Here is a 15,160-nt window from a genome sequence, read left to right as displayed (position 1 = left end):
CTGGCGGCGCTACTCGACGGGTGCTCCGGCATGGAGACGCTCGATCAGTGCCAGCGCCTGCCGCCTGCAATCCTTCTCGGCCAGCCAGGCGAGAACCCGTCCGGCCGGCGCATCGCCCAGCCCGTCGGGCAGAACCGACAAATCGAAGTCCCGCAATTCGCTTCCAAGCGAGACGATCAGCCGGCCGTCTTCACGTGCCATTTGCTCAGGCACAGCGAGCCGATGCTCTCCGGCCGGCCATGCGATCCCTTCGTGGCGACCGGCAGCGCTGCGCAGCGTAACGGAGGTGGCGCCGTCGGCGTTGCGGCGCCACAGGGTCAGCTTGCCGGTGCGCACGCAGCGCGGGCCTGAACTGTCGGCGCTCACATCCCAGACCCCGGGAGGGGGAGGAATATCGCTGGCGCCGGTGCGGGCCGCGCCGAGGACGGTCGAACTTGCTTCCGGCGAGCCGATCAGCCGCTTCAGCACGTTCCAGTCGGTGTCGTCACCACCGGACGCGGCGGTGTCCGCAGGAGGGACGGGGCCTTCATGGGCTCCGTCGAGATTCGTCATGCGGCCACTGCGCTCGATCAGGGTCAGTCTTGCGCCGTCCGGGAGTGAGAGGCTTTCGTCGGCCGATATTTCTGTTCCAGGGGCGTAGAGGGCGGGTGCCTGTGTCGCGGCAATGACGACATAGTCGGCGAGTGCCGATGCCGGGGAGGCCGCGATCGCTGCGGCAATGAGGAGGTACGTGGCTCGCATGGCGGTCTTGTCCCGTTCCCGTGTCGCTCACCCTCCTGCCACAGGTGGTGTCTATTTGCCCTCAAGCACCAGTGTCGCCCCGTGCTCGCCATCCTGCAAGCGCTTCACGTGAAGGCGTGCGAGCGGGTCGTCGGGGCGCTGACGCAGCACGGCCTCGAAGGCAGCTGCGGCGGCCGGATCCCCTGCAGTCATCAATTGGTAGGCGTTTCGGTAGCTTTCAACCCAGGCACCGCCTTCTTCACATTCGTCCGGAGAAAGGGGCACGTGGCAGGGCAAGGGGGTCGAACGGCCCTTGAGCACGAGTTCCGCCGCCGGCCGGACAGGACAGCCGCTGCTGCCGGCGGCGACCGTTTCACTCATCAGGATGCGCGTGCCGAGAAAACGGTTGGCGCCTTCCAGCCTGGCTGCGGTGTTCACCGTATCGCCGATACCGGTGTAGTCGAAGAAACGGCTGCCGCCGAAATTTCCGATCACGGCCTCCCCGCAATGCAGGCCTATCCGGGTCGCGCCGAGCGAGATCCCGCGCGCTTCCAGCCGTTGCCGGTAGCCCTGGGCGAAGCCGTCAAGTGCGAGGGCCAGGGCAACTGCCCGGGTTTCCTGCTCGGGGTCATCGTCAGGGGCTCCGAAAAAACCGACGACGGCATCGCCGATGATCTTGTCGATTGTCGCACCGTGTTCCGTCATCAACCGGCACATCTCGTCGAGATAGGGGTTGAGAATGTCCGCCAGATCGCCAGGGGGTAGTTTTTCCGACAGGCTGGTGAAGCCTTCCAGGTCGGTGAAGATGTAGGTTACGCGCCGCTTCTCGCCGCCGAGCGCCAGCGCCAGACGACCACTTGCGATGCGGGCAACGATGGACGGGCTGACATAGCGGGAAAACGCCAGCCGCAGGAACGTGCGCTCGGAGCGTTCGGCCTGCCAGCGCGACAGGGACATGAGGGCGGCGGCGGCGAGCGCTGCTAGCGGTGGGGCCACCAGTGGAGGAAGAAGAGAACCTGTGCCGACAAGCCAAAGGCTGGCTCCGGTCCAGGCGACGAGGGCAAGCGCGAGACAAAGGATCAGCCACCGCGGCGGCCAGGGCAACAGGAAGAGAAAGGCGGCAAGCAGCGCCGCGCTCCCCGTCATCGCGACGCGCATCGCGGGCGGTGCCACGGGAAGGGACAGGCCTGCCAGTCTCTGGGCAAGAATATGCGCATGGATGACGACCCCGGGTATTGTCCCGGCCTCACTGCCCTGTCCCGTGACGAAAGGCGTCGGGTGCCGGTCGATGGTCGGCAGGTCGGTGCCGACCAGAATGTATTTTCCAGAAAGCCAGTCGTTCGGCAGCAGCGAAACGACATGGGCAGGATAGATGGGAAACGGGGCGGACGGGGCATCCGGTTCCGCTGCTCGCTTTGCGGAGTAGAGGATGCGGCTGGACCCCGTCGTCTCGTCAGGCATCGCAACGGGGGCACCGGCGATACTTGCGGCGAAGGTCGGTAGCCGTGTGCGGCCGTCGCCCCTCGGTTTGGGTAGATGGCGGACCACACCGTCGATCTCGTCACGCCCCAGTGCAATCAATCCGTGTCGGCGCGGCAGGACGTGCTGTTCGATATACGCGTTCTGGCGTTCGGTCAGCCCGTCCGCTTCGGTTGCAAGCGCCAGCGTGACCGGTATGCGGGCGCGGTCGATGGCGGCGAAGAAAGCGGCATCCTTGGCCGGGTCGCTCGGCTGGTCGACGAGAATATCGATGCCCACCGCACGGGCACCGGCGGCGTCAAGCCGGTCGATGAGTGCGGCAAGAAAACCCCGATCGATGGGAGAGCGATAGGGAAAGGCGGCAAGCGTGTCCTCGGTCACCACCACGACCGCGACACGCGATGTGACGTCTCCCGTCGGGGCAGGCGCCAGACCGAGGGCAAGGTCGCCGGCAAGAGGTTCCAGCCGCGCCGCGGCCAGCAAGGCGATGGCTGAGGCGACCACGGCGACGAACAGGGCCAGTTGCCAGCGGCGGCGGGACTGCGGCGCGCTGGCGGAAGGTCCGGCGGACGTGGCGGTCATTGCGGGGCGTCGAACCGCTTCACGCCTGAACGCGTGCCGTCGCGATAGGTCAGTTCCACCGTCACAAATCGGGTCGACGCGGGTATGTCGGTATGGACCGTCGAGCCCGGACCGGAAGAGGGAACCGCATGCGGATTGTCCGGATCACAGGGGCCTGTTTCGAAGACCTGATCCGGCGTTTCCGTGTCGAGGCCATAGCGCACTTCCTCGATGGCGCAGCGGTAGCTGATCAGGTGGGTGAAGTAGACAAGCAGCTTGCCGTCCCAGTCACGGAAACTGAGCCAGCCGGTGGAGAGCCGTTCCAGAATGTCCTTCTGGCCGGAAACGAGTGCATCGCCTGGGGCAAAGTTCACCTTGAAGGGGCCCTGCTTCTCGCCGCGAATATCTCGGTAGCTCACTTCGATTTCCGTGTCGCCCGCGTTGCCCGGAAGCTCGAAGGCCGGATAAGGGATCGGCCGGCCAGTGGTCGGATCGACCGCGCCGTTGACGAAACCGGTGGAGCGCTCGTCTTCGCCTGGAAGGCGTACGAAAATTTCCTGCGTCCTGTCGGCGATGGCCAGTGTCAGCATCCAGCCCTGGTTGGAGCGCATGGCGTTGAGGCGCACCGGATTGGCCATTGCGGACGGGTTGATGAAAGACAAGGCGGCGAGGCGCGTCTTGGCGTCCTCGATCTGCTCCGCCGCCACCTGCTGGTCGAGATAGAAGCGCAGGAAGCGGCCGGTCTCCACCTCTTCCATAAAACGGCTCAGCAGGTCGTGTTCGCGTGTCTTGTCGGATGCCGACTGCTGGCCGAGGCGCGCGATGCCGTAGTCCTGGGACAAGGCATAAAGCGCGGGCGAAAAATCGGGATTGGCATCAAGAAACGCGGAAAGGCGGCGAACGCGCTCGCCGCGTTCCTCCAGCAGGATCTCGGCGAAGAGGGTGGTCGGATCGCTGCGCCCCTGCGACAGGGCGCGGTAGATCTCCTGGGCGCCGCCACGCCCTTCCTGGATCTTGAGGACAGCCTGGAAGCGCAGGTGCGGGTCGACCTGTGGCATGCCGAAGGCGAAATATTTCAGGTAGTCCTGGCGGGCACCGGGATAGTCGCCCCGGATCTCGCGCAGCCGGGCATTGGAGTAGAATTCGTGCGGCTGGGTCGGGTTCTCGACGATCAGCGAACGGCTTGCAAGTTGGGCGAAGAGGCGTTCGACGTCGGCACCTCCCGCACCTGTGCCGGCCTCCTCGAGCCGTGCCTTGGCGAGGGCGGCGAAGGCGCCGTCCGGATATCGGTCGAGATAGGTCCGGATCTGGTCCTTGGAGCCGCTGTCCTTGACGTCGTTCCAGAGCTGGAGTTCGAGCTGCACCGTCGACGTGCCGGCCGTGGCGGAGGCGCTGGGGATCGCGGAGGCATCGGGGAGGAACGTGATCTCGGCAGTCAGCGATGAATGGTCCCAGGGGACCTGCTCGCCGCCGGTTTCCTCAACAACGCGCCGGCGAACGGCCTTGAAGACGGCTTCGATGCTGCGGCCGGGCACCAGAAGCTCGGCAGCGATGGCCGAGGTATAGGGGCTGTTCAGCCCCGTTCCGTCAGCGGCCGTGCTGCCCGGTGCGGTGGCAAACGAGATGAAGCTTCCGCGTGGCGTGCTTTGCAGGAGTGCCAGGCCGTTGCCACCGGTTCCGGCGGAGCGGCTGAGTGCTGTGTTGCGACAGGCATCGAGAATGACGACGTTTGCCCCCTTGTGGGCCTTCTCCACGGCGGACAGGACCCAGTCGACCGCCAGAGCCTCGAATTCCGCATCGACCTCGTCACGCAGGTCCGCGCCGATCGGGGCGAGATAGTTGCGCCCTCCTGCCTGGAAACCGTGACCTGAGTAGTAGACGGCGGCGATCGAACCCTCGCCTGCCTTGGAAAGTGTGTCGGTGAAGTCGCGCACGGCGCGCTTCATGCCGCGCAGGTCCGCATCCAGCACCGTGTCGACGGTGAACCCCGCCTGACGCAACGTGTCGGCGATGAGGGCCGCATCATTGGTCGGGTTCTTGAGCGGCGACAGGGCATCGCCGGAATAGCCCCCGTTGCCGATGACCAGCGCGAGCCGTTCCGCTGCCCGGACCTGGCCGGCAAGCAGGATTGCCAGAATGGCGAAGATCGCGGCGAGCAGGAGAGACAGGCGGTTCCGGTCTGTCATTTGGCGGCGTTGCGTCGATCTCATCCTGGCACGTCCTTGTTCTTGCTACGCTCGACCCGTCATGGTGGATTCCAGCCGATCCGGCACCGGGCGTCAATCGGTGCGTTTGGAAAGTGCCGCCCCTTGCCCTGGCGCCGGCGATCTCCCAGGATCGCGACGTCGCCCAGAACAAGGATCGTACATGACTTTGCGTGTTGGATTTTCAGGCTTCGGAGCCGCAGGCCGGTTTCTCCATGCTCCGCTGGTGAAAGCCGCAGGGATGGAGGTTGCAGCGGTCGCGACGTCGCGTGTCGAGGAAGTTTCGGGCCTTCATCCCGGCGCGCGCGTTGTTTCCGGCTTTGAGGCGCTGCTCGATGTTCCCGGTCTCGACCTGATCGTCGTGGTGACACCGAACGCGCTTCATGTGCCGCAAGTCGAGGCCGCGCTGGAGGCCGGGCGCCATGTGGTCGTCGACAAGCCGGCGACGCCGACACGGGCGGAAGGTGAGGCGCTTGCCGACCTCGCCGAAGCGCGGGACTTGAAGCTTGCCGTCTATCACAATCGTCGCTGGGACAGCGATTTTCTGACCGCGCGCCGTGTGCTGAGCGAAGGGCGCCTGGGGGAACTGCGCGGGCTTCGCATGCATTGGGACCGTTTCCGTCCGCAGGTCCTCGACCGCTGGCGCGACCGGCCGGCCGTGGCGTCCGGCAATCTCTACGATCTGGGGTCGCACCTGATCGACCAGGCGCTCCTTCTCGTGGGGACGCCGGACTGGCTGCAGGCGGATGTCTTCGCGCAGCGTCCAGGGGGTGTCACCGATGACGGGTTCGAGGTTCTCATGGCGAAGGGCGACTTGCGCATTTCCCTGGGTGTGACGCTGATCGGGGCCACGCCCCGCGACCGTTTCCGGCTGGAGGGGCTGAATGCCGCCTATCGCAAGACCGGGCTCGACGTCCAGGAAGACCAGCTGCGTGCCGGTGTCTCGCCGCTCGATCCGGCTTTCGGTGTCGAGCCGGAAGGCCAGTGGGGCGAGTTCGTCGACGGGGAGGGGGCGCGCAGCCCCGTCCGGCCCGAGCGCGGAAGCTGGCTGTCCTTCTACAAAACGATGCGAGAGGCAATCGCCAGTGGCGGCGAGGTGCCCGTAACGATGCGCTCGGCGGCCAGGACGATCGGTGTCATCGAGGCGGCGCATGCCTCCGCGCGCGACGGGCGGAGGATCGCGCTCGACACCGAGGGGCGCTGGCAATGAAAAGCCCGAACCCGTCGCCGCGATTCTCTCATCCCTATCTTGCCGAACCCGGGTTCCACGCCTTCGCTCATCGCGGCGGCGGGTTGGAGAACCCGGAAAACAGCCGGCAGGCATTCGCCGCCGTCGCGGCAATGGGCTACCGCTACATCGAGATCGACGTTCAGGCCTCGCGTGACGAGAAGGTCTTCGTGTTCCATGACGACACGCTGGAGCGGACGACGGACGGCGTCGGCGTTCTCTCGGAAAAGGCCAGGGTGGATCTTGGCGGTGTGCGGATGGCGGGTGGCGAGACACTGGTGACACTCGCGGAAGCCCTGGAGAGTTTTCCGGCCATGCGTTTCAACATCGACATCAAGACGGATCATGCCCTCGAGCCGACACTCGACCTGATCGCGCGGATGAACTGCCTGGATCGTGTCTGTGTCGCATCATTCTCGGACGCACGCCTTGCGGCGGCGCGCAGGCGCTTTGGCCAGGCGTTGTGTCTGAGTTCCGGGCCTCGCAGTGTCGCCGCCTTGCGGTTCGGTGCCTGGGGCATCCCGGTGGCATTGCCCGATGTCGCCTGTGCGCAGATCCCGCTTGCCCAGTATGGCATTCCCCTGGCAACCGCCGGCTTCGTGCGTCACTGCAACGCCAAAGGCGTGGCGGTCCATGTCTGGACCATAGACGAGGAGGCCGAAATGCGGCGCCTGATCCGGCTGGGGGTCAACGGCATCGTGACCGACCGGCCTTCCCTCTTGCGCCGGGTGGCGATCGAGGAGGGCGTCTGGTCAGGTGTCGCGGGTGCTTGATTCCGTGCGGCGGGTCACCGATATCTGGTCCGCCAATGCAGGCAGACCTGCGGGAAACCAGGCGACACGACGATCAGCACAGCGAGTGAACGGGGTTTGAAATAAAAATGAGCACTGAGCAGAAGACCGCCGAAACCGAAGGCGCCGCTCCGCAGAGCCATGCCTTCCAGGCCGAGGTTGCGCGCCTGCTGCATCTGATGGTCCACTCGGTTTATTCCAACAAGGATATTTTCCTGCGGGAACTTGTCTCCAACGCGGCCGACGCGTGTGAACGCTTGCGCCACGCGGCACTCACGGACCCGGACCTCACAAGAGACAATCCGGATTTCGCCATCCGGCTGTCCGCGGACAAGGCGGCGGGCCGTCTCGTCGTTTCCGACAATGGCATTGGAATGACGCGCGAGGAAATGATCGAGAACCTCGGCACCATCGCGCGGTCCGGCACGCGGGCGTTCATGGACAAGCTCGGTGAAGCAAGGGACGGATCGGCGCTGATCGGCCAGTTCGGTGTCGGCTTCTACTCGGCCTTCATGGTTGCCGACCGCGTCGAGGTGACAAGCCGGGCCGCGGGTGCGCAGGACGGCTGGCGCTGGCGTTCCGACGGACTGGGAAGTTTCACCGTCGAGCCGGTTGCGGCCGACGACCCCGATCTGCCGGTGCGCGGGACACAGGTTGTTCTGCATCTGAAAGAGGATGCCGCCGAATATGCGCAGGCCGGGACGATCGAGCGGATCGTGCGCGCCTACTCGGCGCATGTGCCGGTGCCGATCCTTCTTGCCGAAGCGACGCCGGAAGGCGATGCCGCGGAAGGTGGGGATGAGCCCAAGGAACGGCAATTGGCTGACGGTTCGGCGCTGTGGACACGGCCGAAGTCGGAGATCGGCGAGGACGAGTATCGCGAGTTCTATGGCCATGTTTCGGGCCAGTTCGACGCGCCGGCGCTGACACTGCACTACCGCGCGGAAGGGCGGCACGAGTATTCGGTGCTGCTGTTCCTGCCGTCGATGAAGCCGTTCGACCTGTTCGACCCGGACAGGAAGGGGCGGGTGAAGCTTTATGTGCGGCGGGTGTTCATCGCCGATGATGTCGAGTTGCTGCCGGCCTGGCTGCGCTTCGTGCGCGGCATCATCGATTCCGCCGACCTGCCGCTCAACCTGTCGCGTGAAATGCTGCAGCACAATCCGGTGCTTGAGTCGATCCGCAAGGGCGTCACCAACCGGGTCCTGTCGGAGTTGCAGAAGCTGTCGGAAAACGATGCGGAAGCTTATGGCAAGCTCTGGGAAACCTTCGGGCCGGTGCTGAAGGAAGGCCTCTACGAGGACTTCGAGCGCAGGGAGAAGCTGCTGGGGCTTGCCCGCTTCCGCTCTGACAGGTCGGGTGACAATGGCTGGCGTTCGCTGGCCGATTATGTCGCCGACATGCGGGAGAACCAGACGCAGATCTTCTATGCGACGGGTTCCGGTTTGGATGCGATCAAGGCGAGCCCGCATCTGGAAGGCTTTCGCGCCCGCGGCGTCGAGGTGCTTTACCTCTCGGATCCGGTCGACGCGTTCTGGGTTCAGGTGGCGCAAGGGTTCGACGGCAAGCCGTTCCAGTCCGTTACGCAAGGGGCTGCCGCACTCGATGGCATTCCGCTGAAGACTGGCGAGGCTTCCGAGAAGCCGGGCGGGGAGGCGGAAGGCGAGGGTGCCGACATCGGACTGGTGGCCGCGTTCCTGAAGGAAACACTGGGGGAGCGGGTCTCCGATGTGCGCGTTTCCGCAAGGCTTGCGGAAAGCCCGGTCTGTCTTGTCGCGCCGGAAAACGGTCCTGACCGGCAGCTTGAAAAGCTGATGTCACGCCAGCAGGGCGCCGGCGGGGGCGCGTTTGCGCCGGTGCTGGAGTTCAATCCGTCTCACACATTGCTGAAGCGGCTTTCGGGCGCCCTGTCGGGTCCGGGCGACAGGCAGCACCTGGCCGACACGGCCTTGCTGCTCTTCGACCAGGCCCTGATCCTTGACGGAGAGGTGCCGGCCGATCCGGTCGCATTCGCGCGCCGGCTTTCGGCTGTCATGGACAAGGGGTTCTGAGGCAGGAAGGCGCGGGGTCCCGGTTTTCGGGACCCCGGTTCCGACGGTCGCGGTTCAGGCGCGCTCAAGGATGACGGGCACCATCGAGGCGACCAGGAGAACGGCCATTGCTATGTTGAAGCCGCGCGCAAGCTTCGGGTTCTCCAGGAGCGTTCCGACCGCGGCGCCGAAGGCCAGCCACGGCAGGCATCCGATGGCGGCCGCAACGACAAAGACGCCGGCAAGCGTGCCCGCCTGATACAGAGCACTCTCGCCATCTGGCTGCATGTAGGCCGTGATCGCGCCGGCCGCGACGATCCACGCCTTTGGATTGACCCACTGGAACAGGGCAGCCCCGATGAAGCCGCCCCGTCGGCCGATGTCGCGCGGGCGCATTTCATCACTGCTTGCAGGCGGACCCACGGGTGCGGTCGCGATCTTCCAGGCGAGCCAGAGCAGGACGAGAACGCCGACGATCCGGATCGCATCCATCACGTAGGCAATGGTGAATAGCGTCCCGCCAAGGCCGATGGCGAGGGCGAAGATCATTGCCGCGAAGCCGAAGACGATGCCCCAGAGCGCGGGCATGCCCCGGCGAATGCCGACGCTGCTGCCGATCGCCGTCAGAAGCACATTGTTGGGGCCCGGCGTTGCCGAAGCGACAAAAGCGAAGGTGGCGAAGGCGATCAGTTGCTCAGGTGCCATTCAGGAAATCCGCCAGAAGGGCGACGACAGACAGTGCCATTGCCGCCAACAAGACCCGTGCTCCGGCCCACCTGACGACAGGGCAGCCAGTGCGGTGCTACGCCCGTGCAGGCGGGCGCGAGTAGTCGGTTTCATCGACCATTGACCAGCCTGCCCCGGCATAATCGTAGCCGCCAAGTTCATTCGGTCCGGCGGAGGGATCGCGCGCGGTGGCGTAGTAGACCCGCACCTCGTTGATCCGTCCCTGCGGAGTGAAGGCGAACACGTCGACGCCCCGGAAATAGATCTTCTGAGCGGGCTTTACCGCCGTCCACTCCGCCATTGCCGACCGGCCTTGCGCATCGGCAAAGGCGGTGTCGAGCAACCAGTAGGACCCGTTTTCCCGTGCATCCCTTCGCCATTGCTCGAACAGGCTTTCCACATCCCGGAACGGGCCGAACATACCCTTGGGCAGATAGTGGCAGGCCCCCTCCTCGAACAATGCGAAGAAAGCACTTCTGTCGCCAGAGTTGCAAGCGTCAAAATAGGCACGTACGGCAGCGACGGCGTGGTCTTGCGAAGACGTCATGCGGCATCCTTTCGGCTTGCAAAAAGTTCCGCCGCTGTGAAGCTCAAGGCTGTCGGCGGGGCGATCGATGCGAGAGCCGTGCCCTCGACCACCGACGGTCGTGCGAAGCGTTGCCCGCTTGCGCCTTCGGGCAGATATCGGCGCACGAGATCCTTCGCGCGCGCCAGATAGTTCGTATCGTTTTCCCGCTCGATTGCCTCGACGTCGCCGATGAAGTGCCTTGCCGCGTTCTCGAGTGCGCCGGCGTGGATTTCAAGACGGCCGTCGGAGAGCCGTCGCAATGCCTGTTGTTCTTCCAGCACGGCAAGCAGGATCAGACCGGTGCCGCTGTCGAAATTGCGATACCAGTCGGGCTCCAGCGGGTATCGGAAAGCCCGGTCGAGCAGAATGAACTCGGCGACGGCGTCGCCGTCCGGAATGCCGCCGGCGCGACAGGCGAGAAGCGATTGCAGGTCGACCTTGATCTCTTCGAGAAGACCGGTGAACCAGCGCGTCTTGATGGAGACATGCCGGTTGAACGGACGCGGACCCTGATGATGGAAGTAGTCGTGCAGATAGCCCCAGACGCATCGTGCCTTGTAGCAGGCGCGCGGATCCGGCCGGGTCGGGTTGGCGATCCCGATACCGGATGTGGCACGACGCGCGGCCGGAAGCGTGATCTCGTTGAAGATGCGGTGGAACTTGTTGAAGAAAAAGACGGCATAGCGTTGCCGGTCGACCGGCGTTGCGGCCTGGATGTTTTCGGGGAAGAAGACGATGTTGTTGCCTTGCAGCAACCCCCGGCTGCCGGCAACCAGATGTGAGGACTGGCATATGTTGGCGGGATGGGGAAAGCGCTCATAAAGGTCGACATAGGCGGTGTCGCCCGGTTCCTCGCGCAGCGAGAGAAAAGTCTCGAAACGCCAACCCTCGCGACCGCCATTTGCCAGACGCAAGGGGCCTGCGAAGAAGAAGGGCTCGCCGTCATCGGGCGGACGAATGGCATCGCGCGCCGTGGTGAAATCGGGTGCCGTGGCAAGACCTGCCTGACGCCAGCGTTCGGCATCCGCGCAAAACGCGGCACCGAAAGCGGGCTGCCCGCAGACGCCGGCAATCTCCTTCGTGATTGCCGCGATGGCGGTCAGCAGGTGTTCAGCCTTGCCGTGCAGGTCCGGCGTGATGCTGCCGTCGGCCGACTGCAGGGAGCCGAGCTCCTCGACCGCCTGGATGAAGGATGGTTCTAGCAGGCTGTCGATGCTGCCGGCCCGGTCGATTGTTGCTGTGGCGGCCATGCATCACGCTCCGGAAGTGGGGACGTGAATGGTGAAGCCCATCGGCACCGCGCCGTGATCCTTGAGGACTGTCAGCCCTTCCTGTCGCGCGGCGGCCAGCGTGGTGATGCAGGCGTCCATCTTCCCGCTCCGGCACAGTCGCGCCGCTTCCGAGTTGCTTGTGGCGAGATGGGCCTCGACGCCACCAGGAACGAGGGAGCGCGGCGCGGGATGGGTCGCGACGGTGCGGATCGGGATGCCGGCGTCGCGAGAGGCCAGAACCATGTTGAACGTGTCGAAGAGAAACAGGTCGGCCAGCACCATGCGCCCGAGATAGGGGAAGACGAGCTGGTGCAGGTCCGGATAGACGACGCAGCCCAGAAGCGCGGAACCCGGTTCTACGATCACCTTTTCGATCGCATCTTCCAGGGTGGCGTGGAGGGCGATGTCCGCTTTGAGGCCGCGGGCATCGCAATAGTGATGCGCAGCTGCCTCGCAGTTGGTGCCGGCCGGACCCAGGGTGCGTATCAGGGTGATGGTCTCGGTTGCAGTGCCGGGAACATGGATGTTCATGCGATGGCCTCCTGTACGGTGGACGCGGATCGGGTGAGTTGCAGATATTTGTCGCGCAAGCCGGCCGTCAGCGGGCCGCAGGGCAATGTGCGGCTGTCGAGACGACTGACCGGCATCACCTCGTAGGCCGTGCCGGTCAGGAAGATCTCATCCGCCTGATTGAGGTCGGTAAGCGTCAAGGGCACCACATCGAGCGGCGCGACACCGTCGAGCAGGCCGATCACCGCACGGCGCGTCAGACCGTCCAGAAAGGACGTGGCGGGCGGCGTCGCGACACGGCCCTCGCGGACGATGAAGATGTTGGCGCCGGTGGCCTCGGCGACCATGCCGTCATGCGTGAGGACCAGAGCGTCGTCAAAGCCGGCCTTTTCGGCGGCACGGCGGTTGATGCTGCCAAGCAGATAGCCGGCGCTGGCCTTGGCCTGGACCGGAAAGCTCTCCGGTGACGGTCGCCGCCATGGAACATCGCTGCTGAGGGCAAGCCCGCGTTGGGAGGCGTTGTCACCGAAAACGGCCGGCCATTCCCAGATGAGCAACCCGAGGCGGGTCTCGTTTGCAGGGGCATGCACACCCAGGTCAGGACCGGCGTTGTAGACGAGGGGGCGCAGATAGGCGTAATCGAGCCGGCTGCGAACGATGATCTCGCGGCACAGGTCGATGCATTCGGTGACCGGCATGTGAAAGTCGAGACCAACCAGTTCGCAGGAACGATACAGGCGCCGGATGTGCTCACGCAGCAGGAACGGGGTCCCGCCATAGACCCGGACGCCCTCGAAGACACTGGTGGCGTAGTGCAGCGCGTGAGTCCACAAGAGGTTCGCCGAACCGTGCTCGACAAAGCGTCCATCCTGGTAGGCGAGCCCTGACTTCATCAATGTGCCTCCTGGTTGAGCATGTATGTACATGCAACCAAGAGTTATTGTTGTCGATGGTGTCAATTTTGTGTTGAGCAGGACGGCTGGCCAATATCGTTTTCGAATGGCAAGTAGCTGTTTTGGATAATATTTCCGGATCGCGAAAACGGCATGCGAACGGACTTGCGAAGCCGGCTGCCGGGCGGGTGTGCATGGGCGTCCGGTGTGGCGAGGCGCTCCGCCTGTTGGGTGGCTCTTGAACCCGGGCTCCGGTTCCCGGAGGATGCCGGTCGCGGTGATGACCGCGCCGTTGGGAGGAAGCGCGGGCATGTTCGAGTTGAAGGATGTCGAGATCCTGCAGGATATCGTCCGGGCCGGCGGGTTTCGCGCGGCGGCGCTGAAATACGGCCTGTCGCAATCGGCGATATCGAACCGCGTGCTGGCGCTTGAGAAGCGCCTCGGCATCCAGCTCTTCGACCGCGGTAAGCGCCAGGTGCGTCTGACGCCGGTCGGGCGCCGGTTCCTGGAGGAGGCGCAGCGCCTGAGCGCGGCACGCGATCGGCTGGTGCAGGAGATCACCAGACCCGGCGGTTTGAGCGGTACGATCCGCATCGGCGTGGCGGAGACGATCGTTCACACGATCCTGAGCGAACTCCTCAACCAGCTGAAACACGCGCATCAGCGCGTTCGGTTCGAGCTGTCCGTCGACACGTCGAGGCAACTCGGCGCAGCGCTTGCCGACGACCGCCTGGATGTCGCGATCATGTTGCGCGAATGCGTGCCGAACGGTGCCGCCGTGGTGCCGCTGTCGCCGCAACCGCTTGGCTGGTACGAGAGCGCTGCTGCCAGCAGCGCATCCGGCGACGGTTTCAGCGACACGCCCCTGGGTCTGCGGGATCTTGCTGCCAGGACGATTGTCACCTTTCCAAAGGCAACGCCTCCCTTCAGGGAACTCGAGGCCATTCTGGCAGCGCCGGACCTGCCGCAACCGGACCTGCATGGCTCCGCGTCACTGTCGACGGTGATCCATCTTGTCGCCGACGGCTTCGGCATTGGCGTGTTGCCGGTTCGGATGGCCGAGGCCGATCCGTTTCGCAGTGGAATTCGCCGGTTGAGGGTCGAAGAGGCCGCCGCCCTGAGCGCATTGCGGTTCGTCGTGGCCTACATGCCGGAGCGGAATCGGGAAGTGGGAGAAGAGGTTGCGGCAAAAGCGCTGGCCTGTGATCATAATGATCTTGAAAATAGATCATAAAAATATTAAACTGATAACTTGACAAGATCATGAAGGCTCGCAATCCTCCTTGGCAAGAATGAGGGGGGTGAGCGTGTCTGTGTCTTCCGCGATCGATAGCGCCTTGGCGTCAGGCGAGGGTTTCCGGCAGCTTTCCGCGCCTGACCTTCGCCGGGCTATTCGCGACGCACGTTTTCGTGGCCCGACCGCGGGCTATGGTCGCGGCTGCCTGCAGGGCAATCTTGCGATCCTCCCGGCCGCCCAGGCGGGCGATTTCCTGCGCTACTGCGTCAACAATCCCAAGCCCTGTCCGCTGATCGGTGTTTCCGAGCCGGGCAGTCCTCACCTGCCCGCCCTTGGCGCGGATCTCGATGTTCGCACCGATGTTGCCGGCTATCGGGTGTTTCGCCGGGAGGAGGACGGATATCGTTCCGCCGCCGACCTTGCCGATGTCTGGCGGGATGACCTGGTCACGTTCGTTCTGGGTTGTTCGTTCTCGTTCGAGGACGCGATCCTCCGGGCCGGGATCCGGCTTGCGCATGTCGAGGCCGGCTGCAACGTGCCGATGTATGTGACAAGCCTCGAAACGTCTCCTTCGGGGCCTTTCGGCGGCCCGGTCGTCGTCTCGATGCGGGCTTTTTCGGCGGCTGACGCCATCCAGGCCGTTCTCCTGTCCGACCGCTACCGGCTTGCGCATGGAGCGCCGGTACATTTCGGCGACCCGGCGGAGATCGGTATCGCAGATCTGTCGAGGCCCGACTTCGGCGATCCGCCGAACCTGCGCCCTGGTGAAATCCCCGTGTTCTGGGCCTGCGGCGTGACCCCGCAGATGGCGATCCGCCAGGCCCGGCCGGAAATCGCCATTACCCATGAGCCCGGCCACATGTTGGTGACCGATCTCTCCGCCGATGCCGCCGAATTCTCCCTCGGCGGCGTTCGGCCCGCTTCGACGTGAACGAAAACCAG

The 15,160-nt window shown here is 64.8% G+C and carries 13 protein-coding genes; 5 read left to right on the top strand and 8 right to left on the bottom strand.

Annotated elements, in window-relative coordinates; all coding sequences use genetic code 11:
• Window positions 1-9: 9 nt before the first annotated feature.
• From RBB46_RS10830 to RBB46_RS10820, 3 genes are read right to left on the bottom strand one after another with little or no spacing between them, the layout of a single operon-like run.
• The gene (locus tag RBB46_RS10830; protein WP_306028995.1) at window positions 10-741 is read right to left on the bottom strand and encodes a hypothetical protein; all 732 of its coding nucleotides are present in this window, start codon (window positions 739-741) and stop codon (window positions 10-12) included.
• Between the two features lie 51 nt (window positions 742-792).
• Complete coding sequence (locus RBB46_RS10825) at window positions 793-2,781, bottom strand: adenylate/guanylate cyclase domain-containing protein (protein WP_306028994.1); 1,989 nt, start codon at window positions 2,779-2,781, stop codon at window positions 793-795.
• A complete protein-coding gene (locus tag RBB46_RS10820; protein ID WP_306028993.1) occupies window positions 2,778-4,946 on the bottom strand; it encodes a caspase family protein in 2,169 nt (722 codons plus the stop codon). The genes RBB46_RS10825 and RBB46_RS10820 overlap by 4 nt, the downstream gene beginning before the upstream one ends.
• 181 nt (window positions 4,947-5,127) lie before the next feature.
• On the opposite strand from RBB46_RS10820, the gene RBB46_RS10815 reads away from it, so the two are divergent.
• The 3 genes from RBB46_RS10815 (at window position 5,128) to htpG (ending at window position 9,034) form a co-directional block, all read left to right on the top strand.
• Window positions 5,128-6,174 carry a Gfo/Idh/MocA family oxidoreductase gene (locus tag RBB46_RS10815; RefSeq protein ID WP_306028992.1) on the top strand — a complete coding sequence of 349 codons (1,047 nt, stop codon included), beginning with the start codon at window positions 5,128-5,130 and terminating at the stop codon, window positions 6,172-6,174.
• Entirely contained in the window at window positions 6,171-6,965 is a 795-nt protein-coding gene (locus RBB46_RS10810; RefSeq protein ID WP_306028991.1) for a glycerophosphodiester phosphodiesterase family protein, read from the top strand. The genes RBB46_RS10815 and RBB46_RS10810 overlap by 4 nt, the downstream gene beginning before the upstream one ends.
• Window positions 6,966-7,072: 107 nt before the next feature.
• Entirely contained in the window at window positions 7,073-9,034 is a 1,962-nt protein-coding gene (gene htpG, locus RBB46_RS10805) for a molecular chaperone HtpG (RefSeq protein ID WP_306028990.1), read from the top strand.
• A 54-nt stretch (window positions 9,035-9,088) separates the two neighbouring features.
• On the opposite strand, the gene RBB46_RS10800 is transcribed toward htpG, so the two are convergent.
• The 5 genes from RBB46_RS10800 to RBB46_RS10780 all read right to left on the bottom strand — a co-directional run bounded on the left by RBB46_RS10800 (window position 9,089) and on the right by RBB46_RS10780 (window position 12,981).
• Window positions 9,089-9,718 carry a LysE family translocator gene (locus tag RBB46_RS10800; protein WP_306028989.1) on the bottom strand — a complete coding sequence of 210 codons (630 nt, stop codon included), beginning with the start codon at window positions 9,716-9,718 and terminating at the stop codon, window positions 9,089-9,091.
• 97 nt (window positions 9,719-9,815) lie between these two features.
• A complete protein-coding gene (locus tag RBB46_RS10795) occupies window positions 9,816-10,286 on the bottom strand; it encodes a nuclear transport factor 2 family protein (RefSeq protein ID WP_306028988.1) in 471 nt (156 codons plus the stop codon).
• A complete protein-coding gene (locus RBB46_RS10790; RefSeq protein WP_306028987.1) occupies window positions 10,283-11,557 on the bottom strand; it encodes a DUF6421 family protein in 1,275 nt (424 codons plus the stop codon). The genes RBB46_RS10795 and RBB46_RS10790 overlap by 4 nt, the downstream gene beginning before the upstream one ends.
• A 3-nt stretch (window positions 11,558-11,560) precedes the next feature.
• Window positions 11,561-12,109 (bottom strand): hypothetical protein, encoded by a 549-nt coding sequence (locus tag RBB46_RS10785; RefSeq protein WP_306028986.1) that lies wholly within the window; start codon window positions 12,107-12,109, stop codon window positions 11,561-11,563.
• Complete coding sequence (locus RBB46_RS10780) at window positions 12,106-12,981, bottom strand: aminotransferase class IV (RefSeq protein ID WP_306028985.1); 876 nt, start codon at window positions 12,979-12,981, stop codon at window positions 12,106-12,108. The genes RBB46_RS10785 and RBB46_RS10780 overlap by 4 nt, the downstream gene beginning before the upstream one ends.
• A gap of 310 nt (window positions 12,982-13,291) precedes the next feature.
• Between RBB46_RS10780 and RBB46_RS10775 the strand changes: the two genes are divergently transcribed.
• Together RBB46_RS10775 and RBB46_RS10770 are read left to right on the top strand one after the other, a co-directional pair.
• Entirely contained in the window at window positions 13,292-14,215 is a 924-nt protein-coding gene (locus RBB46_RS10775; RefSeq protein WP_306028984.1) for a LysR family transcriptional regulator, read from the top strand.
• Between the two features lie 103 nt (window positions 14,216-14,318).
• Window positions 14,319-15,149 carry a putative hydro-lyase gene (locus tag RBB46_RS10770; RefSeq protein ID WP_306029105.1) on the top strand — a complete coding sequence of 277 codons (831 nt, stop codon included), beginning with the start codon at window positions 14,319-14,321 and terminating at the stop codon, window positions 15,147-15,149.
• Window positions 15,150-15,160 lie beyond the last annotated feature (11 nt).

The organism is Stappia sp. MMSF_3263 (assembly GCF_030733745.1).
In the GTDB taxonomy this organism is placed as follows: Bacteria; Pseudomonadota; Alphaproteobacteria; order Rhizobiales; family Stappiaceae; genus Stappia.
This window is presented reverse-complemented; position numbering and strand designations above follow the sequence as displayed.